This is a genomic window from Dyella sp., assembly GCF_051954575.1.
In the GTDB taxonomy this organism is placed as follows: domain Bacteria; phylum Pseudomonadota; class Gammaproteobacteria; order Xanthomonadales; family Rhodanobacteraceae; genus Dyella_B.
Genome location: NZ_JBQCHP010000165.1, coordinates 1 through 24,089 on the forward strand (window position 1 = coordinate 1; position 24,089 = coordinate 24,089).

23 protein-coding genes and 1 tRNA gene are annotated in these 24,089 nt (G+C 62.8%); 11 read left to right on the forward strand and 13 right to left on the reverse strand.

Annotation, left to right across the window (positions count from 1 at the left end; all coding sequences use genetic code 11):
- Positions 1 to 278 precede the first annotated feature (278 nt).
- On the forward strand, positions 279 to 776 hold the full coding sequence (locus ACTHNE_RS19570) for a hypothetical protein (RefSeq protein WP_440270099.1): 498 nt from the start codon (positions 279 to 281) through the stop codon (positions 774 to 776).
- A gap of 247 nt (positions 777 to 1,023) precedes the next feature.
- Here ACTHNE_RS19570 and ACTHNE_RS19575 read toward each other — a convergent pair.
- Positions 1,024 to 1,108: transfer RNA gene (locus tag ACTHNE_RS19575), tRNA-Leu, on the reverse strand.
- A 150-nt stretch (positions 1,109 to 1,258) separates the two neighbouring features.
- Between ACTHNE_RS19575 and rnr the strand changes: the two genes are divergently transcribed.
- The 3 genes from rnr to ACTHNE_RS19590 all read left to right on the forward strand — a co-directional run bounded on the left by rnr (position 1,259) and on the right by ACTHNE_RS19590 (position 5,035).
- Positions 1,259 to 3,847: a ribonuclease R gene (rnr, locus tag ACTHNE_RS19580; protein ID WP_440270100.1), complete on the forward strand. Its 2,589-nt coding sequence runs from the start codon at positions 1,259 to 1,261 to the stop codon at positions 3,845 to 3,847.
- A 151-nt stretch (positions 3,848 to 3,998) separates the two neighbouring features.
- On the forward strand, positions 3,999 to 4,751 hold the full coding sequence (rlmB, locus tag ACTHNE_RS19585) for a 23S rRNA (guanosine(2251)-2'-O)-methyltransferase RlmB (RefSeq protein ID WP_324943231.1): 753 nt from the start codon (positions 3,999 to 4,001) through the stop codon (positions 4,749 to 4,751).
- Positions 4,748 to 5,035, forward strand: coding sequence for a CBU_0592 family membrane protein (locus tag ACTHNE_RS19590; protein WP_324943228.1), 288 nt, complete (start codon positions 4,748 to 4,750; stop codon positions 5,033 to 5,035). Before rlmB ends, ACTHNE_RS19590 begins: the two co-directional genes overlap by 4 nt.
- Positions 5,036 to 5,278: 243 nt before the next feature.
- On the opposite strand, the gene phoU is transcribed toward ACTHNE_RS19590, so the two are convergent.
- The 6 genes from phoU to rnt all read right to left on the reverse strand — a co-directional run bounded on the left by phoU (position 5,279) and on the right by rnt (position 10,770).
- Positions 5,279 to 6,013, reverse strand: coding sequence for a phosphate signaling complex protein PhoU (phoU, locus tag ACTHNE_RS19595; RefSeq protein WP_324937907.1), 735 nt, complete (start codon positions 6,011 to 6,013; stop codon positions 5,279 to 5,281).
- 114 nt (positions 6,014 to 6,127) lie between these two features.
- Complete coding sequence (gene pstB / locus ACTHNE_RS19600) at positions 6,128 to 6,928, reverse strand: phosphate ABC transporter ATP-binding protein PstB (RefSeq protein WP_324937905.1); 801 nt, start codon at positions 6,926 to 6,928, stop codon at positions 6,128 to 6,130.
- Positions 6,921 to 7,787 (reverse strand): phosphate ABC transporter permease PstA, encoded by an 867-nt coding sequence (gene pstA / locus ACTHNE_RS19605; RefSeq protein WP_324937903.1) that lies wholly within the window; start codon positions 7,785 to 7,787, stop codon positions 6,921 to 6,923. Before pstA ends, pstB begins: the two co-directional genes overlap by 8 nt.
- A complete protein-coding gene (pstC, locus tag ACTHNE_RS19610; RefSeq protein WP_324937901.1) occupies positions 7,787 to 8,761 on the reverse strand; it encodes a phosphate ABC transporter permease subunit PstC in 975 nt (324 codons plus the stop codon). The genes pstA and pstC overlap by 1 nt, the downstream gene beginning before the upstream one ends.
- Positions 8,762 to 8,854: 93 nt before the next feature.
- Entirely contained in the window at positions 8,855 to 9,886 is a 1,032-nt protein-coding gene (gene pstS / locus ACTHNE_RS19615) for a phosphate ABC transporter substrate-binding protein PstS (protein ID WP_414649694.1), read from the reverse strand.
- Between the two features lie 224 nt (positions 9,887 to 10,110).
- A complete protein-coding gene (rnt, locus tag ACTHNE_RS19620; RefSeq protein WP_324937899.1) occupies positions 10,111 to 10,770 on the reverse strand; it encodes a ribonuclease T in 660 nt (219 codons plus the stop codon).
- Between the two features lie 196 nt (positions 10,771 to 10,966).
- On the opposite strand from rnt, the gene ACTHNE_RS19625 reads away from it, so the two are divergent.
- The 4 genes from ACTHNE_RS19625 (at position 10,967) to ACTHNE_RS19640 (ending at position 15,490) form a co-directional block, all read left to right on the forward strand.
- Positions 10,967 to 12,583, forward strand: a complete 1,617-nt coding sequence (locus ACTHNE_RS19625) for a hypothetical protein (RefSeq protein WP_440270101.1) — start codon at positions 10,967 to 10,969, stop codon at positions 12,581 to 12,583.
- A gap of 181 nt (positions 12,584 to 12,764) precedes the next feature.
- Entirely contained in the window at positions 12,765 to 13,142 is a 378-nt protein-coding gene (locus ACTHNE_RS19630) for a hypothetical protein (protein WP_324944390.1), read from the forward strand.
- A 148-nt stretch (positions 13,143 to 13,290) separates the two neighbouring features.
- The gene (locus tag ACTHNE_RS19635) at positions 13,291 to 13,965 is read left to right on the forward strand and encodes a carbonic anhydrase (protein ID WP_324944387.1); all 675 of its coding nucleotides are present in this window, start codon (positions 13,291 to 13,293) and stop codon (positions 13,963 to 13,965) included.
- A 13-nt stretch (positions 13,966 to 13,978) separates the two neighbouring features.
- Positions 13,979 to 15,490, forward strand: coding sequence for a SulP family inorganic anion transporter (locus ACTHNE_RS19640; protein WP_440270102.1), 1,512 nt, complete (start codon positions 13,979 to 13,981; stop codon positions 15,488 to 15,490).
- A 129-nt stretch (positions 15,491 to 15,619) separates the two neighbouring features.
- Here ACTHNE_RS19640 and ACTHNE_RS19645 read toward each other — a convergent pair whose 3' ends face one another.
- Positions 15,620 to 17,218 (reverse strand): hypothetical protein, encoded by a 1,599-nt coding sequence (locus ACTHNE_RS19645; RefSeq protein WP_324944381.1) that lies wholly within the window; start codon positions 17,216 to 17,218, stop codon positions 15,620 to 15,622.
- 47 nt (positions 17,219 to 17,265) lie between these two features.
- On the opposite strand from ACTHNE_RS19645, the gene ACTHNE_RS19650 reads away from it, so the two are divergent.
- Complete coding sequence (locus tag ACTHNE_RS19650) at positions 17,266 to 17,535, forward strand: hypothetical protein (protein WP_324944378.1); 270 nt, start codon at positions 17,266 to 17,268, stop codon at positions 17,533 to 17,535.
- A 155-nt stretch (positions 17,536 to 17,690) separates the two neighbouring features.
- Here ACTHNE_RS19650 and nth read toward each other — a convergent pair whose 3' ends face one another.
- The 5 genes from nth to ACTHNE_RS19675 all read right to left on the reverse strand — a co-directional run bounded on the left by nth (position 17,691) and on the right by ACTHNE_RS19675 (position 22,249).
- A complete protein-coding gene (nth, locus tag ACTHNE_RS19655; protein ID WP_324944395.1) occupies positions 17,691 to 18,326 on the reverse strand; it encodes an endonuclease III in 636 nt (211 codons plus the stop codon).
- 11 nt (positions 18,327 to 18,337) lie between these two features.
- A complete protein-coding gene (locus tag ACTHNE_RS19660; protein WP_324944375.1) occupies positions 18,338 to 18,940 on the reverse strand; it encodes an RnfABCDGE type electron transport complex subunit B in 603 nt (200 codons plus the stop codon).
- Positions 18,941 to 19,099: 159 nt separating this feature from the next.
- A complete protein-coding gene (gene metG, locus ACTHNE_RS19665) occupies positions 19,100 to 21,190 on the reverse strand; it encodes a methionine--tRNA ligase (RefSeq protein ID WP_324944373.1) in 2,091 nt (696 codons plus the stop codon).
- Positions 21,191 to 21,250: 60 nt separating this feature from the next.
- The gene (locus ACTHNE_RS19670; protein WP_324944370.1) at positions 21,251 to 21,784 is read right to left on the reverse strand and encodes a metal-dependent hydrolase; all 534 of its coding nucleotides are present in this window, start codon (positions 21,782 to 21,784) and stop codon (positions 21,251 to 21,253) included.
- An 18-nt stretch (positions 21,785 to 21,802) separates the two neighbouring features.
- Positions 21,803 to 22,249 carry a DUF2147 domain-containing protein gene (locus tag ACTHNE_RS19675; protein ID WP_324944367.1) on the reverse strand — a complete coding sequence of 149 codons (447 nt, stop codon included), beginning with the start codon at positions 22,247 to 22,249 and terminating at the stop codon, positions 21,803 to 21,805.
- 149 nt (positions 22,250 to 22,398) lie between these two features.
- On the opposite strand from ACTHNE_RS19675, the gene apbC reads away from it, so the two are divergent.
- Positions 22,399 to 23,490: an iron-sulfur cluster carrier protein ApbC gene (gene apbC, locus ACTHNE_RS19680; protein WP_414649757.1), complete on the forward strand. Its 1,092-nt coding sequence runs from the start codon at positions 22,399 to 22,401 to the stop codon at positions 23,488 to 23,490.
- Positions 23,487 to 24,089, forward strand: a 603-nt coding sequence (locus ACTHNE_RS19685) for an NADPH-dependent FMN reductase (RefSeq protein ID WP_440270103.1), incomplete at its 3' end; no start/stop codon positions are given. The genes apbC and ACTHNE_RS19685, both read left to right, overlap by 4 nt.

Genomic DNA, 24,089 nt, shown 5'->3' on the forward strand with positions numbered 1-24,089 from the left:
GGCCCACTCTGATGGATGGTCGGGCTGATGCTCGCGCACCATGCGCACGGCACGCTCGCGGACTTCTTTGGAATATTTTTGCTTCGTCATGGCTCCATCTTCTCAAGATTGGGAGCCTCCGATGAAGCCGGGGCGGTTCAGGAACTGCGTTAGCTGCCTATTGGATAATTAGTGAGCTTAGTCGTGTGCTATTTCCACCTCGGAATTTGGTGCCTTTGCCCTGACGCGTTTTGGTTGCATGACAAGCCAATGTAATTCTGCTTGGTAACGAGGTTGTTATGATGGAAGACGTTAGGCGAGCCCTTTACGATGCCAAGGACGGCAAAGGAAGGAGAGACATCAAAGCTCAGGCAGTGAAATATGAGGAGGAAACTCTCTCGCATGAGAGGGTGCCTGACGAGTGCTTTGGTTTGATCGTTGAAATACTTTCTGTAAAGGAGCTTTCAACCAAGCCAGGAGTGGAGGACTTTCTGTCCAATACTTACATGGACATGAAGCGCTTAACGTCTGAGCAAAAAGAAAAGCTCCTTGACGCAGCCTCTAAGCATTATGGCGAATATGACCGTGTGGAATTTTGCTGGGTACTTTGTGACCTCGTGGCGCGATCCTACCCACAAGATGTTGCGTTAAATTTTTTTCGTCAGGTGTCCGGCACTGCCACCCATCAGGGCGAAGAAGGCGTTGCCCTAGGTCTAGATATCCTTGGGAGTGCTTCAGGTCAGGAGCCGGTTCTCATGAAAGAGATCAAGGCTATCATCCATAAGATGAGCGACTGATGTGTAAGTGGCTATGGCTAATGCCTTTAACCTTGAGGAAGAAATGCAAGCCATCGCAGATTGGCGCTCTTTGACTAACTGACATCGCGGCACGGCGCTTGATAACGGTCGAAAACGTCTCTTATCGATCGTTATCACGCGCATCTTGCGCGTGCGCTCTGCTCAAAATTGTGTGGATAGATGTGCGGGTAATTGGAGCGCCAAAAACAAAAAAGCCAAGACTCTTCAAAGTCTTGGCTTCCGTATTTGGTGCCCAGGAGAGGACTCGAACCTCCACGGTTTTACCCGCTAGTACCTGAAACTAGTGCGTCTACCAATTCCGCCACCTGGGCAGGTGTCGCGTTAGCCTTTTGGGCTGTGCGAGCCGCGTAGAGTAGGGGGAGGCGGACGGGTTGTCAACTATTTCTTCATGATCGTTGCTGCGGTCGCGCCAGGTGCGTCCAACTACTTATCGAATGCAGTTATCGAGGCGATACTAAGGCGTGACCAAGACAAAAAAGCCCAGCAAGGAACGAGTGCCGCGCAAGGCGGCGAAGGCCCACAAAGCTCGCGCGGAAGCGCCGGCGCCCGCGCGTCGTGGACGCGGCGGCGCGACGGATACGGAGCCCCGGCAGCAGCGCGATCCCTTCGCCGAACGCGAAGCGCAGCGCTACGAACGGCCCATTCCCAGCCGCGAGGCGATCCTCGCGCTGCTGGAGGAACGCGGCGAGTTGCTGACCGAGGCGCGCATCGCCGAGGCGCTGGAGCTCTACGACGAATACGGCATCGCCGCGCTCACCAAGCGCCTTGGCGCGATGGTGCGCGATGGCCAGCTGCTGCTCGGCCGCCGTGGCGGTTATGCGCCGGTGCGCAAGCTGGACCTGATCCCTGGTGTAGTGCTGGCCAACGCCGAGGGCTACGGCTTCCTGCGGCCGGATGCGGGCGGCGACGATCTGTACCTTTCGCCGTATCAGATGCGCAGCGTGCTGCACGGCGACCGCGTGCTGGCCAGCGTGGTCGGCGTGGATCGGCGCGGGCGCCGGCAGGGCTCCATCGTGGAAGTGCTGCAGCGGCGCTCGCCGCGCCTGGTCGGCCGGGTGATGATCGAAAACGGCGTCACCCTGGTGGTGCCGGACGACCGCCGCCTGCACCAGGACGTGATGATCGCGCCGGGCCAGGAGCGCGGTGCGCGTACCGGCCAGATCGTGGTGGCCGAGATCACCGATCCGCCCACCGCCTATCGCGGCCCGCTCGGCACCATCCGCAGTGTGCTGGGCGAACGCCTGCAGCCGTCGCTGCTGGTCGACATGGCCATTGCCAGCTACGACCTGCCATACGAATGGCCGCCGGAAGTGCTGCGCGAAGCCGAAGAGGTGGAGCCGGAAGTCACCGCCGCCGAGCGCGAAGGCCGCGTCGATCTGCGCAAGCTGCCGCTGGTCACCATCGACGGCGCGGACGCGCGTGATTTCGACGATGCCGTGTACGCCGAGCCCAGGCGCGGCGGCGGCTGGCGCTTGATCGTGGCGATCGCGGACGTCTCGCACTACGTGCCGGTCGGCAGCGCGCTGGACAAGGAAGCCTACGAGCGCAGCACGTCCACCTATTTCCCGGGCTTCGTCGTGCCGATGCTGCCGGAGACTTTGTCCAACGGCATCTGCTCGCTCAACCCGAAGGTGGAGCGCCTGTGCATGGTGTGCGACATGCAGGTGAGCGCCGAAGGCGAAGTCACCAAGGCCAAGTTCTGCAACGGCGTGATGCTCTCGCACGCGCGCCTCACTTACGACAAGGTGTGGCAGGCGATCGGGCTGAAGGATCCCGATACGCGCGACGAAGTGGCCGATGTCCTGCCGCAACTGGAAAACCTGCACGCGCTGTACAAGGCGCTGGCCGAGCAGCGCCGCCGCCGTGGCGCGATCGACTTCGAAACGGCCGAGGTGAAGTTCCGCCTCGATGCGCTCGGCGAAGTGCAGGCGGTGGGCGCGGTGGAACGCAACGACGCGCACAAGCTGATCGAGGAATGCATGATCGCCGCCAACGTGCAGGCGGCGATGTTCCTGTCCAAGCGCAAGATTCCCGCGCTGTATCGCGCGCACGAGACACCGCCGGCGGAGAAGTACGAAGACCTGCAGCAGTTCCTGCGCGAATTCAAGCTGCGCATGCCGCCGATCGAAGACGTCACGCCGGGGGATTTTTCCGATGTGCTGCGCCTGGTGAAGGATCGCCCCGAGCGCGAGCTGATCCAGTCGGTACTGTTGCGCGCGCAGAGCCTGGCGGCGTATCAACCGGACAATCGCGGCCACTTCGGCCTGGCCCTTGAAGCGTATGCGCACTTCACCTCGCCGATCCGCCGGTATCCGGATCTGTTGGTGCATCGGGCGATCCGCCATGCGCTGCAGGGCGGCAAGCCTTCCAGTTACCACTATTCCGAAGCGGCCATGGCGGCGATGGCTGTGCATTGCTCGCAGCGCGAACGCCGCGCGGAAGAAGCCGAGCGCGACGTGGACGAGCGCTTCCGTTGCGCGTGGATGGCCAAGCACGTCGGCGAAGAATTCGATGGCGTGGTCACCGGCGTGACCTCGTTCGGCCTGTTCGTGGAGCTGGACGAATCGAAAGTCTCCGGCCTGGTGCATATCAGCCAGCTGTCCAACGACTACTACCACTTCGATCCCATCCGCCACCTGCTGAAGGGCGAGCGCACAGGCCTGCAGTTCCGCCTGGGCGACCACGTGCGCGTGCAGGTGCTGCGCGCCAGCCTGGAAGATCGCAAGATCGACTTCCGCATGGTGCAGCCGGGGAAGAAAAAGGCGCCCGAGTCCGCAGCGCCGGCGCCGACACCGCAGGCGTTCGTGCCGCCAACCACGCCGCGTGCTTATGACAAAGCGGGCGGTGAGCGTTATTCGCTGCCGTCCGGGCGCCCGCCGCTGCCGGCATTGCCGCCCTTGCCGGGGGCGGATGGCGCGGCGAAGAAACGCGGCGCCAAACAAGGTAAGAAAGCGGCTGCGGACAAGACTGCGGGCACGCGTAAAACCAAGTCGCCCAGCAAGCGCGCTCCGTCCAGGGGCCGTACCCAGAAATCGAAAGGCAAACGATGAGTAAGAGCCTGTATTCGTATTCCATATGCTTCGCGCTGTGTCTGTGTGGCCGGCAGGTGGTAGCGCGTGGCGCAGCGCCAGGCTGGCCGTCTGCTCAAGCCGCGCGCTGCCGCATGGCGGTCACTCAGACACAGCGCGGGATATATGGGATATGAAGACAGACTCCGAGAGTTGGATCGTCGGAATCAATCCGGTCGAAGGCGCGTTGAACAACGACGCCGAGCGCGTGCGCGAAGTATTGGTGGAAAACGGCCAGCGCAATCCGCGTGTGCATGAGCTGGCGGAAAAAGCCAAGTCGCTGAAGATTCCCGTGCATCATCGCCCGCGTGAGCAGCTCGATCGTGTAGCGGGCGAAGCGCGGCATCAAGGTGTGGTGGCGCTTTACCAGGCGCCGCCGCTGGCCAGCGAACAGGATCTGCCCGAGCTGATCGAGCAGGCGGGCAGCGATGCGCTGGTGCTGGTGCTCGATGGCGTCACCGATCCGCACAATCTCGGCGCATGCCTGCGCAGCGCGGCGGCTGCGAAGGTCACGGCCGTGGTGGTGCCGAAGGATCGCGCGGTAGGTATCACACCGGTGGTGCGCCGCGCATCGGCCGGCGGTGCGGACCGTGTACCGCTGGTGGCGGCGACCAATCTTGCGCGCGCCCTGCGCACGCTGAAGGATGCGGGCGTGTGGATCACCGGTTTGGCCGGCGATACCGATCAATCCATCTACCAGATCGACCTGAAAGGTCCGGTGGCGCTGGTGCTGGGCAGCGAAGGCGAGGGCATTCGCCGACTCACGCGCGAGACCTGCGATTTCGTGGCAAAGATTCCCATGCCCGGTACCATGGAAAGCCTCAACGTATCGGTGGCGACCGGTATCGCCTTGTTCGAAGCATTGCGTCAAAGGAGTGTGCGATGACGTTCTATTGGCACGATTGGGCAGGCTACATCGGCGTGGCGCTGATGCTGCTGGCCTACCTGCTGCTGCAGGCCCACAAGCTGCATGGCAACGGCCTGGTGTATCAGCTGATGAACATACTGGGCGCGATTGGCGTGATGCTGTCGCTACTGTTTGGCTCGTTCAACGCCTCGGCGTTCTTCATGGAAGTGGCGTGGCTGCTGATTGGCATCTATGGCATTGCGCGCAGCGCGCGGGTGCGCAAGGACGCGCGTGAGGCGGGGCATAAGACATCACTGTGGTAATACGCGAGTGCCACTCGTAGGTTGGGTTAGCGCAGCGTAACCCAACATGTTCGAGGCGAAATCGTTGGGTTACGCTGCGCTAACCCAACCTACGGGCCTAAAAGCATCATTGCCCCGGCGAACGCCAGGGCCGCGCGCATTGGTGGAATACACAGGGTAGGTTGGGGTGCAAACCCCAACTCCGATATTCATGCAGGGCGGTGTTGGGGTTCTCACCCCCGCCTACGGTTTTAGGCGAGGAAGTCATTCCGGCCGGTTGCCCAGCTTCACAGGTTCAGGATTGGAAGTGAGGTCGCGCTTGTCGCGTTGCGCCGTCAACGGCTCGCCCTTGACCTGGAACCACACGTTCTCGGCAATGTTGGTCGCGTGGTCGCCGATGCGCTCGATGTTCTTGGCCATGAACAACAGATGGGTGCACGGCGTGATCACGCGCGGGTCTTCCATCATGTAGGTGAGCAGTTCGCGGAAGTAGGCCGTGTAGGCTTCATCCAGTTGCACATCGTCCTGCCACACCTTGAAGGCGAGGTCCGCGTCGCGATCGCGGTAGGCGCGCAGCACTTCGCGCACTTCCTCGGCGGCCAGCTCGGCCAGGTGCGCCAGACCGCCGGTGGGCGTAAGCGGTGCAGCCATGGAGAGCGGAATGGAACGCTTGGCCACGTTGGCGGCGTAGTCGCCGATGCGCTCGATGTCGGCAGCGATGCGCAGCGCGGCGAACACGTTGCGCAGGTCGCCGGCGATCGGTGCGCGCAGGGCGAGCAGGCGCACCACGTCGTGGCTGATTTCCTGCTCGAGCTGATCGATGGCGTCGTCGTTGTTCACCACGTGCTGGGCGGCGCGTTCATCGCGGCGGTCCACAACGTCAATGGCCGCTTCCAGCTGGCTGACTGCCAGCTCGCCCATGCGAACCAGCTCGCCGGTGAGGCGCAGCAGTTCGTCGTCGTAGCTCTTGATGATGTGTTCCTTGCTGCTGCCGCTCATGGGATGGCCTCTTGCGATTTGGTAATGGAGGAGGGGCTTTTTCGCGAGGTTCGCCCCTCACCCCGGCCCTCTCCCCATCTTTGATCAGAAATGGGGGAGAGGAAGAAGAGAAGTTCAGCCGAAGCGACCGGTGATGTAATCCTCGGTCTGCTTCTTGCCGGGTTTGGTGAAGATCTTTTCCGTATTGTCGAACTCGATCAGCTCGCCCATGTACATGAAGGCGGTGCGATCCGAACAGCGCGCCGCCTGCTGCATGTTGTGGGTGACGATCACGATGGTGTACTCGTGCTTGAGCTCTTCCACCAGCTGCTCGATGCGGCCGGTGGCGATCGGGTCAAGCGCGGAGGTGGGTTCATCCAGCAGCAGCACCTCCGGGCGCAGCGCGATGCCGCGCGCAATGCACAGGCGTTGCTGCTGACCGCCGGACAGGCCCAGCGCGCTCTGCTTGAGCTTGTCTTTCACTTCGTCCCACAGCGCTGCGCTGCGCAGGGCCTGCTCCACGCGGATATCCAGATCCGCGCGTGACATCTTCTCGTGGTGGCGAATGCCGTAGGCCACGTTCTCGAAGATCGTCATCGGGAACGGCACCGGCTTCTGGAACACCATGCCCACCTTGGTGCGTAGGCGGTTCATCGAAAACTTGGGATCGAGGATGTTCTCGCCATCCAGTTCGATCGAGCCTTTCGCTTCCAGCTTCGGATAAATCGCATAGATGCGATTGAAGATGCGCAGCAGGGTGGATTTGCCGCAACCGGACGGGCCGATGATCGCGGTGACCTGCTTTTCGGGGATATCCATGTTGATGCCCTTCAGGGCCTGGTATCCGTTGTAGTAGAAGTGCACGTCACGCACTTTCAGCTTCGGCGCTGCGGCGCCGGTCAGGGGGGCCGCGGCAGCGGCGGCGAGGTCATTCATAACTCACCTTCTTGCGCGAAAACATGATGCGGGTCAGCAGGCTCAGCGCCAGCACGAACAGGGTGATCAACAGCGCGCCGGCCCAGGCGATCGCATGCAGCGCCTCGTCGGCGATACCTGTGTATTGATAAATGGTCTGCGGCAGGCTGGCCATCTTGTCCAGTGGATGCGCGGTCATGAAGTTGTTGCCGAATGCGGTGAATAGCAGCGGCGCTGTTTCGCCGGCCAGGCGGGCGAGCGCCAGCAGCACGCCGGTGAGGATGCCCGAGAATGCCGCGCGCATCAGCACTTGCATGGTGAGCTTCCACTGTGGAATGCCCAGCGACAAGGCCGCCTCGCGCAGCGTGGCCGGCACCAGCCGCAGCATTTCGTCGGTGGTACGCACGATCACCGGCAGGCCGATCAGCGCCAGCGCCACGCTACCGGCGAAGCCGGAGAAGCTGATGCGCCCGTGCGTCAGCGCCGTGGTGGGCAGCACCACGATCACGTACACGAACAGGCCCAGCACGATCGAAGGCGCCGACAGCAGAATATCGTTGAGGAAGCGGATCGAAGCGCCCAGCCGGGTGGTGTTGGCGTATTCGGCCAGATAGGTGCCGGCCAGCACGCCGATCGGCGTGCAGATCAAAAGCGCCATCAAATCCATGATCAAGCTGCCGACGATCGCGTTGACCAGGCCGCCCTCCGGCCCGTACGCGGTGATCTTGGTGAACAGCGACAGCTTCATGGCCGAAAGACCGTTTTGCACCGTCACCCACAGAATCCATACCAGGAAGATCAGGCCGATCAGCGTAGCCAGTCCGCTCAGCGCGAGCGCGACCGTATTGACGACGCGGCGGCGTGCGTAGACGGCAGACATCAGCGACCCTCCCTGCGTGCAAGCTGGCGCAACATGAAGCGGGCGACCAGCAGCACGATGAAAGTCACCACGAACAACAGGAAGCCCAGTGCGATCAGCGCCGAGCGGTGCAGATCCACCGCTTCGTTGAATTCGTTGGCGATGCTGGAAGAAATCGAGGTGCCTGGCATCAGCAGCGAAGCGGTGAGGTTGTACGAATTGCCCAGCACGAACGTTACCGCCATGGTTTCGCCAAGCGCGCGGCCTAGCCCCAGGAAGATACCGCCGATCACCGCCGAGCGGGTATACGGCAGCACGATGTCCCACACCACCTCCCAGGTGGTGGAACCGAGCGCATACGAGGATTCCTTCAACCGCGCGGGCACCGTCTGGAACACTTCGCGCATCACCGAGGAAATGAACGGCAGGATCATCACCGCCAGCACGATGCCCGCGGTAAGCAGGCCCAGGCCCAGCGGCGGGCCCTGGAACAAAGCGCCGATCACCGGAATATTGCCGAGCGTGTCGTTGAGCGTCGGTTCGATCGTGTTGGCCATGAACGGCACGAACACGAACAGGCCCCACATGCCGTAGATGATCGAAGGGATCGCCGCCAGCAGTTCAATGGCAGAACTTACCGGGCCGCGCATCCAGCGCGGTGCGATCTCGGTGAGGAACAGCGCAATGCCGAAGCTCACTGGCACCGCAAGCACCAGCGCGATCAGCGAGGTGATCAGCGTGCCGGCGATCGGTGCGAGCGCGCCGAATTTATTCTCGACCGGATTCCATTCCGAACTGAACAGGAAATGCAGGCCATCCTTGAACAGCACGTCGCGGCCGCCCCACAGCGTGGCCAGCGCCGCGCCGAGCAGCGCCGCCAGTACCAGCAGGGCGCAGAAACGCAGCAGGAAGCGGAACAGAAGATCGTGACGGGCGTCGGTGCGCGAACGGTGTTCGGTATCGCGCGGGAGCGGTTCGGCACTTATGGCTGACATGCTGGATGTTTCCGCATTGGTTTTCCAATCAGCACGACGCGCGCAACGAGGACGTTGCGCGCGTCGCAATTACACGGCTGCAATCCTGGCAGCTTACTTCTTGTACTCGGTGGCCCAGTAGTTCTCGATCTGCTGCACCAGCGAGGTGGGCAGGGGCACGTAGTAGAGCGCGCGCGCCGCATCCTGGCCCTGCTCATAGGCATACTTGAAGAAATCGAAGGCGACCTTGGTGTTGGCGGCGTTCTTCGGCGTCTTGTACATGATCACCCACGAGGTGGCGGTGATCGGCCATGCATCGGCGCCCGGGGCGTCGGTCATCAGCAGGTTGAAATCCTTCGCGCTTTTCCAGTCGGCCGTGTTGGCGGCAGCCTGGAAGCTGGCGATGGTCGGTTCCACCACGTTGCCGGCGGCGTTCTTCATCTTCGCGTAGCCGAGCTTGTTCTGCACGGCATAGGCGTATTCGACGTAGCCGATCGAGTTGGGGATCTGCTTGACGTAAGCGGACACGCCCTCGTTGCCCTTGCCGCCGATGCCGGTCGGCCATTGCACGGCGGTGCCTTCACCCACCTTGGACTTCCACTCCGCACTCACCTTGGAGAGATAGTCGGTGAAGTTGAAGCTGGTGCCCGAGCCGTCCGAGCGATGCACCACGTAGATCTTGGAACTGGGCAGATGCGTGCCGGGGTTGAGCTTGGCGATGGCCGGATCGTTCCAGCTGGTGATCTTGCCCAGGTAGATGTCAGCCAGGGTCGGGCCATCGAGCACCAGCGCGCCCGGCTGGATGCCGGCCACGTTGAACGCCGGCACGATGCCGCCGATCACGTCCGGGAACTGGCCCAGGCCGAACTTGCTGAGATCCTTGGCCTTCAGCGGCATGTCGGACGCGCCGAAATCCACCGTGCCGGCCTGGATCTGGGCGATGCCGCCGCCGGAGCCGATCGACTGGTAATTGATGTGGTTGCCTGTCTTCTCCGCATAGGCGGCCGACCACTTGGAGATGACCGGATAGACGAAGCTCGAGCCGGCGCCGGTAATGTCGGTGGCCTGGACCGTCGTGCCGATGAGGGAGGCGGCAACCGCGAAGGCGATCGCGCCGAGGCGGGACGGAAGTTTGGATGAGGTCAACACAGTGGCTCCTTTGGAGGGAAGTGGCTAGGCAAACGCCTACGACCCGCGTATTGCAGAGGCTTGGTGTTGCAATGAGATGAGACAAATGTGTCAGCTTGATGACAACCGTAAAATCTTGATGGCAATTTGACGGTGTCCGGGGAGGGCAGGCGTAGGTTTGGGTGCCAACCCCAACGTTACTGCCGTGATTTACATGACAATGTTGGGGTTTGCACCCCAACCTACGGGAGCACTGTCCCGACCCGATCAAGTTCCAGCAGTTCCAGCGTGCGCAACCGGTTGACGATCCGGCAGAACAGCAATGCCGTCCGCTCCGCGTCATACACCGCCGAGTGCGCCTCGCTCGCATTGAAACTGTAGCCGGCGGCCAGCACGGCCTTGCTCAATACCGTCTGGCCGTACAGCAGGCCGCTGAGGGTGGCGGTATCGAAGCAGCTGAAAGGATGGAACGGATTGCGCTTATGGCCCACGCGGCGCACGGCTGCATTGAGAAACCCCAGGTCGAACGCGGCGTTGTGACCTACCAGCACGGCCCGCTGGCATTCGCTGGCGCGCACCGCCGCGCGCACGGCCTGGAAGATGTGATCGAGCGCCGCTCGCTCGTGCAACGCGCCGCGCAAGGGGTTGTCCGGATCGATGCCGGTGATCTCCAGGGCGCGCGGATCGATGTTTGCGCCCGGAAAAGGCTCCACATGGGTGGACACCACCGGATGCGGATAAAGCTGGCCTTCCTGGTCCATGCCGATGGTGACGGCAGCGATTTCCAGCAAGGCATCGCGATCGGCGTCGAACCCGCCGGTCTCTACGTCCACGATCACCGGAAGGAAGCCGCGAAAGCGGTCGGCCATGCGCGCGGCCAGGCTGTTATTGAGTTGCTCCATCGCGCAAGGATATCAGTCGAACGCCACCGCCGCTGAAGGCGCTGCATGACGAAGCGTGCAGGTTGTCTTCGTTTTGTCACATAACATCCATCTAACGGTAAAGCTCCCGCTTGATCATTCGCCGAGCCCGCCGGCCGCTCCAGGGGATTGGACTTAGTGCCACGCGGTTTCTTATAGATAAAGCGGAGATAACAACATGCGTTCCAAGATGCTCACGGTGGCGATCGCTGCCGGTTTGGGCCTGACCAGCGTTACAGCGACTGTGTCGGCTCAGACGTCGAACAAGAAGGTGTCGGTCAGTGCGTCCGAGCTGTCGCAGATGAAGGCCGAGATCGCAGCGCTGGAGCAGAAGGTTCAGGACCTGGAGTCGCAGCAGCAGGCGGCGCAGCAGGCTCAGGTTGAAACGGCGCAGGCCGTGCAGGCCACGCAGACCCAGGTGCAGGCCACTGACAAGCTGGTGCACACGACAAGCAAGGACAAGAGCATCCTGCTTGGTGGTACTGGCGGCATCAAGTTCACCGTCGGCGGCTTCCTGGCGGCCGAATCCGTCTATCGTTCCAAGAACGAAGCAGCCGACGTGGCCTCGAGCTGGAACGGCATTCCGTATGCGCAGTCGCACACCGCGCACACCGACGAATTCGCTTATAGCGCGCGCCAGAGCCGTCTGTCGTTCCTGGCCCAGGGTGATGTCAGCGACACCATCCACTTGGCTGGCTACTACGAGATGGACTTCTTGGGCGGCGCGCAGACGGCCAACATGAACGAGAGCAACTCGTTCAACATCCGCCAGCGTCACCTGTATTCGACGGTTGACTGGGATACCTACGGCCTGCACCTCTTGGCCGGCCAGACCTGGTCGCTGATCACGCTCGACGGCAAGGGCATCACCCCGCGCAGCGAAGTTACCCCGCTGACGATCGACGCGCAGTACGTGCCGGGCTTCACCTGGGCCCGCCAGACCCAGTTGCGCATCGTGAAGGATTGGGACAAGAAGTGGTGGCTGGGCTTCTCGGTCGAAAACCCGCAGACCACGTTCGCCAACGGTCCGAATGCCTCCAAGGCCGCCGTGGTGCCGATCGTCAACCTCGGCGCCGGTTCGGGCTACGACTCGGTCAATACCATCTCGCTCAACCATCTGCCTGACATGGTCGTGAAGTTCGCGGCTGATCCGGGTTGGGGCCACTACGAACTGTTCGGTCTGGCGCGCGATTTCTACAGCCGCTATCAGGACACCGTCGGCGGCACCAGCTACAGCAACCATGATCGCTGGACGACCGGTTATGGCCTGAGCATGATCCTGCCGCTGGTGCCCAAGCAGTTGGACTTCATCTTCTCCGGCATGTCCGGCAAGGGCATCGGCCGTTACGGCAGCGCTGGCCTGCCTGACGTGACCTTCGCCAACGACGGCCACACCGTTCCGCTCAAGGAAAACATGCTGCTGGCCGGCCTGACCTGGCACGCCACGCCGGATCTGGACGTGTACGCCGAAGGCGGCCGCGAGCAGCAGCAGCGTTATGTCACTTCGTACGGCAAGACGCCGGCGACGCTGGTGCCGGGCGGCTGGGGCAACCCGGCGTACGTCAACAGCGGCTGCATGATCGAAGGCTCGCCGCTGGCCTGCGTGGGCGAAACCCGCCAGATCGCACAGGGCACGATCGGTGCGTGGTGGAAGTTCTACCAGGGCAAGTTCGGCAAGATGCAATTCGGTGCGCAGTACTCGCACACCACGCGCACGTCGTTCGAAGGCGTGGGCGGTGCGGCGAAAACCTCCGACAACATGCTGTTCACCAGCTTCCGCTACTACCCGTTCTAATCAGTTATCGGAAGGAGTTCGACCCAAGGATGGAAAAACGGCGGGCATGTCCCGCCGTTTTGCTTTTTGCGTGTTGTGCATCACGCGCCCGTCATCCAGATGAATCGACATTCATTTGTTTGTGCGCAACGGCGACGAGGATGCTTGCAGTGCAGCATGCTGATCCGATAGTTTTATCGCCATGCTGTCGAACCGTCGTACCCGCTGCCTGCTGTTGGCGTGCTGCGCCTTCCTCGCCCTGTTGTTGATGGGTGTAAGCGCGGCGTCGGATACGCACGTGCGTGTTGCCCATCATGGCGCAGCACATGCTTCGGCGGCTTTCGTCGTGGACGGCGTTTGCCTTACCGATAAACAGGGCAGCTGGCATGTGGCGGCGCCCGAGTTGCCCAGCGATCCCATCATCGAAGCGTACAGCGGCGGCGTCGATGACGAACTGGTCATGCCGCTCGCGTTGGATCTGGAACTGGATCATCCGCGCTTCGACACGCCTGCAGGCGTGATTCCCCCCTTGCTCATCGCACCTGCCGCGCGCTTGTTGCGGCCACCTCGACTCGCCTGACGCTCACGGCGGCTACTGCGCCGCCTTCCTGAATCTTTGCGTTCCCGTCACGCCTGACGTGCGCCGTCGCGCGCGCATGGGCGATCGACGCAACCCCTATCGCATCGCGGATTCCCCCGCGAGCCCATTATGTCGAGAGGTTTTACCCATGAAACGTCTGATCGAAGGTTTTGATCATTTCCGTCGCAACGTTTTCCCGAGCCAGCGCGAGCTGTACAAGAAACTGGCCTCGGGCCAGAGTCCCAGCACCATGTTCATCACCTGCGCCGATTCGCGCGTGATGCCTGAGCTGATGTTCAATTCCCAGCCCGGCGAGCTGTTCGTGTATCGCAACATCGGCAACATCGTGCCGCCGTATGCGCAGCACGTGAGTGGCGTGGTGGCCGCGATCGAATACGCGGTGAAGGTGCTGAAGGTGAGGCACATCGTGATCTGCGGCCATTCCGACTGCGGCGCGATGAAAGCCCTGCAGAAGCCGGAGCTGGTGAAGGATATGCCCTCTGTCGCCGCGTGGATGAAGCATGCCGACGTGGCGCGTTATGTGGTGGAACAGAACAGCCACAGCCTTTCGCAGGACGAAGCGCTGGCCTGCCTGACGCGCGAAAACGTGGTCGGCCAACTGGAACACCTGCGCACTTTGCCGACGGTGGCGGCCGCGATGGCGCGTGGCGATCTAAGCATCCATGGCTGGGTGTACGACATCGCCCATGCGGAACTGGATGCGTTCGACGCGCAGCAGGGGCGCTTCGTGAAGCTCGATCTGAATGCCGCCGAGCTGCCGGAGGCCACGCCGCATCTGCGTTTCGCGGCGTCGGCGGCCTGACGAGGACAACGTCATGCGAAGCTATTTCTCTCATGGGCTGTTCGGTCGAGACCTGCTCGGCTCGATCGTGGTGTTCCTGGTGGCCTTGCCCCTGTGTATGGGCATCGCCATCGCTTCGGGCATGCCGCCGGCCGCGGGCCTGATCACCGGCATCGTCGGCGGCATCGTGGTCGGCACCATCGCCGGTTCGCCGTTGCAGGTGAGCGGTCCTGCCGCTGGCCTGGCGGTGCTGGTGTTCGAACTGGTTCGCGAGCACGGCGCTGCGGCGTTGGGGCCGGTGGTATTGCTGGCCGGCCTGATCCAGGTCATCGCGGGCGTCAGCCGGCTCGGCGTGTGGTTCCGCATGATCTCGCCGGCGGTGGTGGCGGGCATGCTGTCGGGTATCGGCATCCTGATCGTGGCGTCGCAGTTGCACGTGCTGATCGATGCGGTGCCCAAGGCGCGCGGCCTGGAAAACTTCGCCGCGCTGCCCGGCGCGTTGCTGGGTGCGCTGGAAGGCAAGGGCGGAAGCGTGGCGGCATTGCTGGTGGGTCTGTCGACCATCGCCATCATGCTGGGCTGGGAGAAGTTGCGTCCGCAAAAATTGCGCTTCCTGCCCGGTGCGTTGCTGGCCGTGGTGATCGTGACCTCGGCCGTCTCCTTGCTGGGCACGGACGTCAACAAGGTGGACATTCCGGCCAACCTGTTTGCGACGATGGCGTTGCCCACGGCCGAAACCCTCATCGCGCTGGCGCAGCCGGCCTTGCTGGTATCCGCATTGACGTTTGCTTTGATCGCCAGTGCGGAAACCTTGCTTTCGGCCGCCGCGGTGGATCGCATGCACACCGGCGCACGCACGCATTACGATCGTGAGCTGACTGCGCAAGGCGTCGGCAATCTGATCTGCGGCATACTCGGTGCCTTGCCGATGACCGGCGTGATCGTGCGCAGCGCGGCGAACGTGCAGGCCGGCTCCGCCACGCGCATGGCCACCATCTTGCATGGCAGTTGGCTGCTGGTGTTCGCCATGCTGCTGCCGTGGCTGATCCGCGCCACACCGGTGGCGTGCCTGGCCGGCATCCTCGTGTTTACCGGCGTGAAGATGGTCAACTTCAAGCAGATGAAGTCGCTGGCCACCTATGGGCGCGGCACCGCGATGATCTACCTGGTGACCACGCTGGCGATCGTGGTGACGGACCTTTTGACCGGCGTGCTGATCGGTTTTGGTCTGTCGATACTGCGGCTGGCGCTGCAATCCTCGCGCTTGCAGGTGGACCTGGCTGACCACGACGAACCGGGCGCCGTGATGCTCCAGCTCGACGGCTCGGCGACCTTCCTCAAAGTTCCCGCGCTTGCACGCACGCTGGAACGGGTGCCGCCGAACACGCGCGTGCTGCTGGAAGTGGAGCGTCTGCATCACGTCGACCAAGCCTGCCTGGAGTTGCTCACCGAGTGGGGACGCAACGCCAAGGCGCGCGGTTGCGAGCTGGTCGTCGATTGGAAGGCCTTGCATCTGCGCGTGGAAGGCATGCGGCAAGCTGCATGACCATGCGCGGCGAACACCCGTATGTTGGGTTACAACCCAGCATACGTGGGGTTTTCCGCCATCGACGAATCGTTCGACAAAAAAGCCCTCCCCGGATACAGGGGAGGGCTCGTGTTCTGGCAATGGACCTTATTGGCAGCCGGTGAACTTGAACGAAGCGATGCGCGTATTCCAATTGAAAGCGCCGGTGCTCTTCAGGTACTCGTTGGTGTACCAGAACGTGCAATCGTCCACCGGATCGATCGCCATGGAACTGTAGTCGCCCCAACGCGACAGGCGCTGGCCGCTTTGCGAACCGGTGCCGGCGACGATGCTGGCTTCGGCCTGCATGGTGTTGAGCGGATCGGACACCAGCCGGCCGGTGTAGCGAATCGCCGGATAGGTCGAAGCGCTGGACAGGCTGTAGCCCAAGGCCATGTTGCCTTGCTTGTCCATCGCCACCGAACCCATCCAGCGATAGTTGCTGTCGGGGGCATAGGTGGATTGCTGGTACACCGTTGGCGCGCTGCTTGCCGGATTGCGAATCTCGTACCAGCGCACGCCGGTATACGGATTGGTTTTCTTGGGTCCGGCCTGCACCGAATGGCTCACCACCAGCGACTCGTACGTACCGAAATTGCGATACGCCAGGCGGAACATCAGGCGGTCGCCCAAGGAATCGAGCTGCTGGCGCGTGCCGGGTTGCGGAACGCAGACACCGCCACCGCATGCGGGCGAAAACGCCGCGACGGGAATGCTGATCGGCCCGGTCAATGTCGTATTCGCCGGCGTGGTCCAATCCACATGGAACTTCCACAGGTTGAGCGCGTTGCTGCCGAAATTCATCAGATAGTTCGGCGAACCTGCGGGCGGCGCGGTGGCGCCATCCGCATTTGCCGGCAGCACGCCGCCGTAACTGGACGACAACTGGAAGCACTGCTGCGTCGCCGCCTGGCCATTGAGCATGGCATTGCGGTCATACGCGCAAAGCTGGGCGCCGGCGAACGAATTGCCGTTGAACATGTTGAAAGTTTCGTAATACGCGTCAGGCCACACGCCCATCTTCGGGTAGTCCGGGAAATTGCTGTAGGTGAAGGCGTAGCGATACCACGCGCCGGTGGCGTCGCTGGTGGCCGACACCGCCACGCATTGCAGGTACGGCGTGGTGCTGACCGAGAATTGCGATACCACCCAGCGGCCTGCCGCCTTGTCGTAGACCACCACCGCGTCGCCGTCATTGTTCGCTTCGCAGCCGCCGCCGAATCCTTTCCACAGTGCATTGGTGGCGACCGGTCCGTACACGACCGAGCCGGTGGATTTGCTCCAGACAGCGAAGGCGGTATTGACGATCTGCAGGTATTGCGTAGCGCCTACCGCACCGTTCGTGTCCGGTGGCGCGTACTGCACCGTGAACGTGCCTTGCGGTCCGGTGAAGCCGTTGCCGACGCCGTCGAAGCCCACGCCAAACGTCGGCGCCTGCAGTCCCGATGTCGTGTTCTGGATGGCGCCATCGGCCACTTCGCGCGGCGTCAGCGGCAACGGACGCGCCGGATGCGCCGTGCCCTGGATCAACTCCGAGCCCTGGCCGGATACGGCGCCGCGCAGCGACGGCAGCGTGTCGTGCTTGATCTCGCTGGTGACTTTCGCGTTGTCGCTCACCACATTGTCGGCGTGCGCTTGCGGCGCGCAGGCAAGACCCAGCGCGGTGCCCAGTGCCAGACCGAGCATTCCTCTCGTGCGATAGAACATGTGTTTCCCCTCAAGTAGGTGTCAGCACATCATTCGGATTTGAACATGTGTCACTGCACTACTTTCGCGGCAAACTGCCACGAAGCCCCCCGATTACCGATGTAGGCCCACGCTGGAAAACCAGCGCGCCAGAACGGTGGTGCGGCTCCCTGATTGCCGATATCACCATCGGCAAGCCGGCGCGATTCGGTCGTTGCACCAGCGTGGCGATCATCGCTCGATCGCATGCGGTTGTCAGCATGCAGCGCAAGAAAGCACGCGTTGCGATCGACTACACGAAATTTTTATGCGCGTTGTGTTCAATGAAAAAGGCGTAAACGATTTCGCTCCCGGTCTACCCGTGAGATCGCGTTCCATGGATAAAGCCGGACGTCGTTGCGGTGAAGACTGGGCGTGCACCTCTTCGCGCAGGTTGAGGTGCGAAATCCGACACCAGACCTCAACGTTGTAGCGTTGGATCTGGCATTCCAACCTATGCAGGCGTCTTGTCCTTGTAGCGACACAGATCGCGGATCACGCATTGCGGGCAATCGGGCTTGCGCGCCTTGCACACGTAGCGCCCGTGCAGGATCAGCCAGTGATGCGCGTCCTGCTTGAATTCCTTCGGCACCACTTTTTCCAGTTTGTCCTCGACCGCGCGCACGTCCTTGCCGGGCGCCAGGCCCGTGCGATTGGCGACGCGAAAAATATGCGTATCGACCGCAATGGTGTGATGGCCGAAGGCGGTGTTGAGCACCACGTTGGCGGTCTTGCGCCCGACGCCGGGCAGCGCTTCGAGTGCTTCGCGGTTGTCCGGCACCTGCCCGCCGTATTGCTCGACCAGGATCTTGCACAGCGCGATGACGTTCTTCGCCTTGGCGTTGAACAGCCCGATGGTGCTGATGTAGCGCTTGAGCTTTTCCTCGCCGAGCTCAAGGATCGCCTGTGGCGTATTGGCGACCGGATAGAGTTTGCGCGTGGCCTTGTTCACGCCGACGTCGGTGGCCTGGGCGGAGAGCACCACCGCCACCAGCAATTCGAACGGCGTGGTGTAGAGCAGTTCCGTCGTGGGATGCGGGTTGAGCTCGCGCAGGCGGGTGAACAGTTCGACGACGTCCCCTTTTTTCAACAGTTTGTCCTTCACGGCTTGGGCTCCTGTTTTCTCGCCTTTGCGCGGGCGAGCGCGTCGAGCACGCTTTGGCTGGCGTTGTGCACCTGTGCCTTGCGCTGCGCCAGCTCGGCTTCGCGTTGCGTCTGCTGTGCGGCGAGGCGTGCTTCGCGGCGCTGAAAATGCGCACGTGCGACGTCGGCGTGGGCGGGATCGTTAACCTGTTCCGGCGGCATCGGTTCCAGCACGATGCAATCGACCGGGCAGGCCGGCACGCAGCGCTCGCAGCCGGTGCAATCGTCTGCGATCACGGTGTGCATCAACTTGTTGGCGCCGACGATGGCGTCGACCGGACACACCTGGATGCACTTGGTGCAGCCGATGCATTCGGCTTCGACGATGCGCGCGAGCGTGCGCGGCTTTTCTTCGCCGTTTTCGGGATTCAGCGCTAGCGGCGCGCAGCCCAGCAAGGCGGCCAGCTTGGCGATGCCTTCGCTGCCACCAGGCGGGCATTGGTTGATGTCCGCCTCACCGTTGACGATGGCTTCCGCATACGGACGGCAGCCGTGGTAGCCGCATTGTTCGCATTGCGTTTGCGGCAGCAGGGCGTCGATGCGGTCGGCTAGGGTGGGCATGGCCTAGGTGATATGCGTTGGTGCCTAATCGTCATTCCGGCGAACGCCGGAATCCAGTACAAATACGTCGTGCAAAGCACTCAACATTAAAAAATACTGTGTCCTTCGGACGCATATTTAACTGGATTCCGGCGTTCGCCGAATGACGAGCTGAGGGGTTCAGCGGACCGTCGCGCCCGGCTTCGCTCCCTGATCGGCATCCAGCAGAAACAGATCGCTGCCACCATCCCCCGCCGAAAGAATCATCCCCTCGGACACGCCAAAGCGCATCTTGCGCGGTGCAAGGTTCGCGATGAATACCACATTGCGCCCCACCAGCTTTTCCGGCTCGCCATAGGCCGCGCGAATCCCGGAGAAAATCTGCCGCTTGCCCAGCAGGCCCGCGTCCAACTCGAAACGCAGCAGTTTGTCGGAGCCTTCCACGAATTCGCATGCCAGCACCTTGCCGACGCGCAAGTCGAGCTTGGCGAAATCGTCGATGTTGATGGTGGCGGTTTCTTGCGTGGCGGTGGGTGCGGCGTCGGTCATGGGTTTGCTGTCTTTCTTTACGGGTTGCTTTTTTTCCGGTTCCGGACTGGAACCGAGCGATTCCTTCGAGGCTTCGATCATCGCTTCGATCAGCTTGGGATCGATGCGCGAAAGCAGTGGCTCGAAGGCATGGATGGTGTGGTTGTGCAGGGTGGCGCAGCCGGCGTCGAAGTCGGCGATGGGCGCGGCCAGGAATGTTTCCGCCGCTTCCACCGTGGCCGGCAGCACGGGCTTGAGCAGGCCACCGAGCAGGCGAAAAGCGGACAGCGAGAACGAGCACACCTGGTGCAGTTCCTCGCGCTGCGCTTCGTTCTTGGCCATCACCCACGGCGCCTTGAGGGCGATATGGCCGTTGACCAGATCCGCCATCAATACGAATTTGCGCATGACTTCGGCGAACTCGCCGCTTTCATACAGCTTGGGCACGTCGTCGTAATGCGACAGCAGCGCGCGCCACAGTTCGTTCTGTTCTTCGGAAAAACTCGCCGCCAGGCGGCCATTGAAGAACTTTTGCACGAAGCCGGCGGTGCGGCTGGCGATGTTCACCCACTTGCCGATCAGATGCGAATTGACGCGTTCCTCGAAGGCCTTCAAATCCAGGTCTACGTCCACCGGCGCATCGTTGAGCATGGTGGCGAAGTAGTAGCGCAGGAATTCCGGATTGAGCCCCACATCCAGATACGTGCGCGCCTGGATGAAGGTGCCGCGCGACTTGGACATCTTCGCGCCGTTCACCGTGAGATAGCCGTTGACGTGCAGCGCGGTGGGCGTGCGCAATTGCGCGCCATGCAGCATCGCCGGCCAGAACAGGCCGTGGAAGTTGATGATGTCCTTGCCGATGAAGTGATGCATTTCCGCGCTGCTGTCGGCGCCAAGGAAATCCTCGAACTTCATGCCCGCGCGATCGCACAGGTTCTTGAAGCTGGCCAGATACCCCACCGGCGCGTCCAGCCACACGTAGAAGAACTTGCCCGGCGCATCGGGAATGGGGAAGCCGAAGTAGGGGGCGTCGCGCGAGATGTCCCAATCCTTCAGGCCGCCGTCCAGCCATTCCATCAGCTTGGCGACCACGCCGGGATTGGCCACTTGCTTGCCGTCGGTGAGCTTGCCGCCGAACCAATCGCGCAGCAAAGCTTCGAACTTGCTCAGTTCGAAAAAGTAATGTTCCGAATCGCGCAGCACGGGCGTGGCGCCGGAAACCACCGAGTACGGATTGAGCAGGTCGGTGGGCGCGTAGGTGGCGCCGCAGTTCTCGCAGTTGTCGCCATATTGGTCCGGCGTGCCGCAGTTCGGGCAGATGCCTTTGATATAGCGATCCGGCAGGAACATTTCCTTTTCCGGATCGAACAACTGCTTGATGTCGCGCTTGGCGATGTAGCCACCGTCACGCAACCGAATGTAGATCTGCGAAGCCAGTTCGCGGTTCTCTTCCGAATGCGTGGTGTAGTAGTTGTCGTAGCTGAAATGGAAACCGGCGAAGTCGGCTTCGTGTCCGGCACGGATGCCGTCGATGAAGGCTTCCGGCGACACGCCGGCCTTTTCGGCGGCCAGCATGATCGGCGTGCCGTGCGCGTCGTCCGCCGCGACGAAGTACACCTCGTTGCCCATCATGCGCTGCGCGCGTACCCAGATGTCGGTCTGGATGTAGCCCAGCATATGGCCCAGATGCAGCGGTCCATTGGCATAGGGCAGGGCATGGGTGATGAGTAGGCGGCGGGGCATGTCGGCTGCGCTGGCTGGAAAGCTGCGCATTATGGCATGACTGCTGCGCGGCTCCGGTGATCAGCGCGGCCGGTCGCGCACCGTCCGCCATCGCCAAAGCAGAATGGACAGCAGGCCGACCGGCAACCACACCCACAGCAGTTCCGATGCGATCAGCGGCGCGCTATGCACGCTGAAGAAGCGCATGCCGATCGGCGACACATGGATCGGATGCCAGGGAAAGAAGTAGCGACGCGCGGTCAGCGGCCAGGCGATGGCGATGCCCAGGCCGCCATCGGTTAACATGTCCAGCAAAGGATGCGACGCCGCGGCCATGCCGACGAACGCAAACGCGCATAGGGCGCCGGCATGCAGGCGCCGATGCAACGATGCCGCTGTCGCGGCTACGCACAGCGCAAACAGCAGGGAATGCATGGCACCGCGATGGCCGAACGGATCGGCGTAGGCGACGCCGAATTTGAAGCCGAGCGTGTCGAGGTCGGGCAGCATGGCGGCAATCGCGCCCGCGCAAAGCAAGCGCCGACTGATGCGTTGCCTGCCGGCGGCGGCGCCGAGCAGCACCGGTACGGCGGCATGCGTGAAAACCGTAGGCATACGCGAGAAGCTCGCGCGTTACTGCGTGCGCTCCCACACCTGGCTGCGCCCAAGCAGCGAGATGCCGATGTAGCCGTGCACATCCAGCTTCTGTCCGCCATCGGCCAGGCTCAGCTTCACGCTGTAGACCTTGCCGTTCTTCGGATCGAGGATCTTGCCGCCGTCCCACACGCCGCCGTCCTTGCTCACGCCCCACATGATCACCATGCCTTCGACTGGCTGATCCTTGCGTTCGCCTTCGCATTTCTTGCAGACCGGGTGCGGACCGTCGTCGGAAAGCAGCACCTGCATCACCTTGCCCTCCAGCTTGCCGTTGCTTTCGGTGATCTGGATGACGGACTTGGGCCGGCCGGTGACATCGTCGATCTGCCGCCAGGTGCCGACGGGTGTGTCGTTGGCGGCCCAGGCGACGGCCGAGCCCAGCAGCAGGCAGGCGGCAAGGGCACATTGCGACAAGCGGTTCATACCAGGACTCCCTACGTTGGCGTATGGGGCAGCCTGCCCAGCCGCGCACGGGCGGGTCAAGCTGCATTGCGCAACGCAGATCATAACGGCGGTAAGTCGGGGCCTGCTGGCATAATGAACGACCTTACCCCCAAGTCCCCATTTTCATGATGCAGGCGAACGAAGCCCTGGTACGCCGGATCCTCGGCGATCTTATCGATCCGCACACCGGTGCCCCGCTGACCGAATCGATCCGCGCGGTTGGCGTGGATGGCGCGCGGGTTTCGGTGGATATCCAGTTGGGTTATCCGGCGGCCGGCGCCAGCGAGACCTTGGCCGCGCAAGCCAGGCAGGCGCTGGAGAGCGATGCCTCGATCGAGGCGGCAGCGGTGTCCTTTTCCAGCCGCATTCATGCGCACAAGGTGCAGGGTACGCTGGCGCCGCTGGCGAACGTGAAGAACATCATTGCGGTGGCGTCCGGCAAGGGCGGCGTAGGCAAGTCCACCGTGGCCGTGAACCTGGCGCTGGCGCTGGCCGCCGAAGGCGCGAAAGTGGGCATTCTCGATGCCGACATCTACGGCCCCAGCCAGCCGCGCATGCTCGGCATCCAGGGCCGGCCCGAATCGCCGGACGGCAAGACCATCACGCCGATGACCGCACACGGCCTGCAGGCGATGTCGATCGGTTTTCTGGTCGACGAGGAAACGCCGATGATCTGGCGTGGCCCGATGGTCACGCAGGCGATGATGCAACTGCTCGGCGATACGCGCTGGGACCTGCTCGATTACCTGATCATCGATCTGCCGCCGGGCACGGGGGACATCCAGCTCACGCTGTCGCAAAAGGTGCCGGTGGCCGGCGCGGTGATCGTCACCACGCCGCAGGACATCGCGCTGCTGGATGCGCGCAAGGCGCTGAAGATGTTCGAGAAGGTGGAGGTGCCGGTGCTCGGCATCGTCGAGAACATGGCCACCCACGTGTGCACCCACTGCGGCCACGAGGAACATATCTTCGGCACTGGCGGCGGCGAGCGTATGGCTGAGCAATACAACGTGCCGTACCTTGGCTCGTTGCCGTTGGACATCCGCATCCGCGAACAGGCCGACGGCGGCAACCCCACCGTGGCGGCGATGCCGGATTCGGAACTGGCGGCGCGTTATCGCCAGATCGCGCGCAACACGGCCGGACGGCTCGCGCGCCAGCCGCGCAACAAGTCGCTGGGCCTGGGCAAGATCGTGGTGCAGGGCCAGCCGGCGGCATGAGCGCCGCGCGGCGCGTGCTGTGCCTGTCGGGGAGTCTGCGGCGCGTCTCGTCCAACACCGCCGCGCTGCTCGCCGCGCGTGAGCTGGCGCCGCCGGATTTGTCGCTCACGCTCTACACCGGCCTGGGCGCGTTGCCGCTGTTCAATCCGGACGATGAGAATGATCCGTTGCCGCCAAGCGTGCGAGCGCTGCACCAAGCCGTCGGAGCAAGCGATGCCCTGCTGATCGCCTGCCCGGAATACGCGCACGGCGTGCCCGGCGCGTTCAAGAACCTGCTGGACTGGCTGGTGGGGAGCCTGGAGTTTCCGGACAAGCCGGTGCTGCTGATCAATGCCTCGGCGCGCGGTTCGCATCATGCGCAGGACGCGTTGTGCGAGATCCTGCGGACGATGTCGGCGCGGTTGCTGGCGCCGGCGCCGCTCATGGTGGCGTTGCCCGGTAGCGGCTGCACGCCAGAGCAGGTGCTGGCAAACCCGGAGCGCTGCCTGGAACTGTCCACTGTCTTGGCCTGTCTCTCCACAAGCCTGGACGTAGGTTGGGGTGGGCACCCCCCCAAACGGGGACCCACCCGGGAACGCAGTTTGGGGTGGGGCCCCACC

Bases quoted from the DNA above. Each gene is read 5' to 3' on its own strand.
- phoU (WP_324937907.1), bottom strand. From the start codon at position 6,013: ATGAGCGGCAGCAGCAAGGAACACATCATCAAGAGCTACGACGACGAA.
- apbC (WP_414649757.1), top strand. From the start codon at position 22,399: ATGCAGGCGAACGAAGCCCTGGTACGCCGGATCCTCGGCGATCTTATC.
- ACTHNE_RS19675 (WP_324944367.1), bottom strand. From the start codon at position 22,249: ATGAACCGCTTGTCGCAATGTGCCCTTGCCGCCTGCCTGCTGCTGGGC.
- ACTHNE_RS19630 (WP_324944390.1), top strand. From the start codon at position 12,765: ATGCTGTCGAACCGTCGTACCCGCTGCCTGCTGTTGGCGTGCTGCGCC.
- ACTHNE_RS19635 (WP_324944387.1), top strand. From the start codon at position 13,291: ATGAAACGTCTGATCGAAGGTTTTGATCATTTCCGTCGCAACGTTTTC.
- rlmB (WP_324943231.1), top strand. From the start codon at position 3,999: ATGAAGACAGACTCCGAGAGTTGGATCGTCGGAATCAATCCGGTCGAA.
- ACTHNE_RS19625 (WP_440270101.1), top strand. From the start codon at position 10,967: ATGCGTTCCAAGATGCTCACGGTGGCGATCGCTGCCGGTTTGGGCCTG.
- ACTHNE_RS19670 (WP_324944370.1), bottom strand. From the start codon at position 21,784: ATGCCTACGGTTTTCACGCATGCCGCCGTACCGGTGCTGCTCGGCGCC.
- ACTHNE_RS19640 (WP_440270102.1), top strand. From the start codon at position 13,979: ATGCGAAGCTATTTCTCTCATGGGCTGTTCGGTCGAGACCTGCTCGGC.
- ACTHNE_RS19645 (WP_324944381.1), bottom strand. From the start codon at position 17,218: ATGTTCTATCGCACGAGAGGAATGCTCGGTCTGGCACTGGGCACCGCG.
- ACTHNE_RS19570 (WP_440270099.1), top strand. From the start codon at position 279: ATGATGGAAGACGTTAGGCGAGCCCTTTACGATGCCAAGGACGGCAAA.
- rnt (WP_324937899.1), bottom strand. From the start codon at position 10,770: ATGGAGCAACTCAATAACAGCCTGGCCGCGCGCATGGCCGACCGCTTT.
- pstA (WP_324937903.1), bottom strand. From the start codon at position 7,787: ATGTCTGCCGTCTACGCACGCCGCCGCGTCGTCAATACGGTCGCGCTC.
- ACTHNE_RS19660 (WP_324944375.1), bottom strand. From the start codon at position 18,940: ATGCCCACCCTAGCCGACCGCATCGACGCCCTGCTGCCGCAAACGCAA.
- pstB (WP_324937905.1), bottom strand. From the start codon at position 6,928: ATGAATGACCTCGCCGCCGCTGCCGCGGCCCCCCTGACCGGCGCCGCA.
- ACTHNE_RS19590 (WP_324943228.1), top strand. From the start codon at position 4,748: ATGACGTTCTATTGGCACGATTGGGCAGGCTACATCGGCGTGGCGCTG.
- pstC (WP_324937901.1), bottom strand. From the start codon at position 8,761: ATGTCAGCCATAAGTGCCGAACCGCTCCCGCGCGATACCGAACACCGT.
- metG (WP_324944373.1), bottom strand. From the start codon at position 21,190: ATGCCCCGCCGCCTACTCATCACCCATGCCCTGCCCTATGCCAATGGA.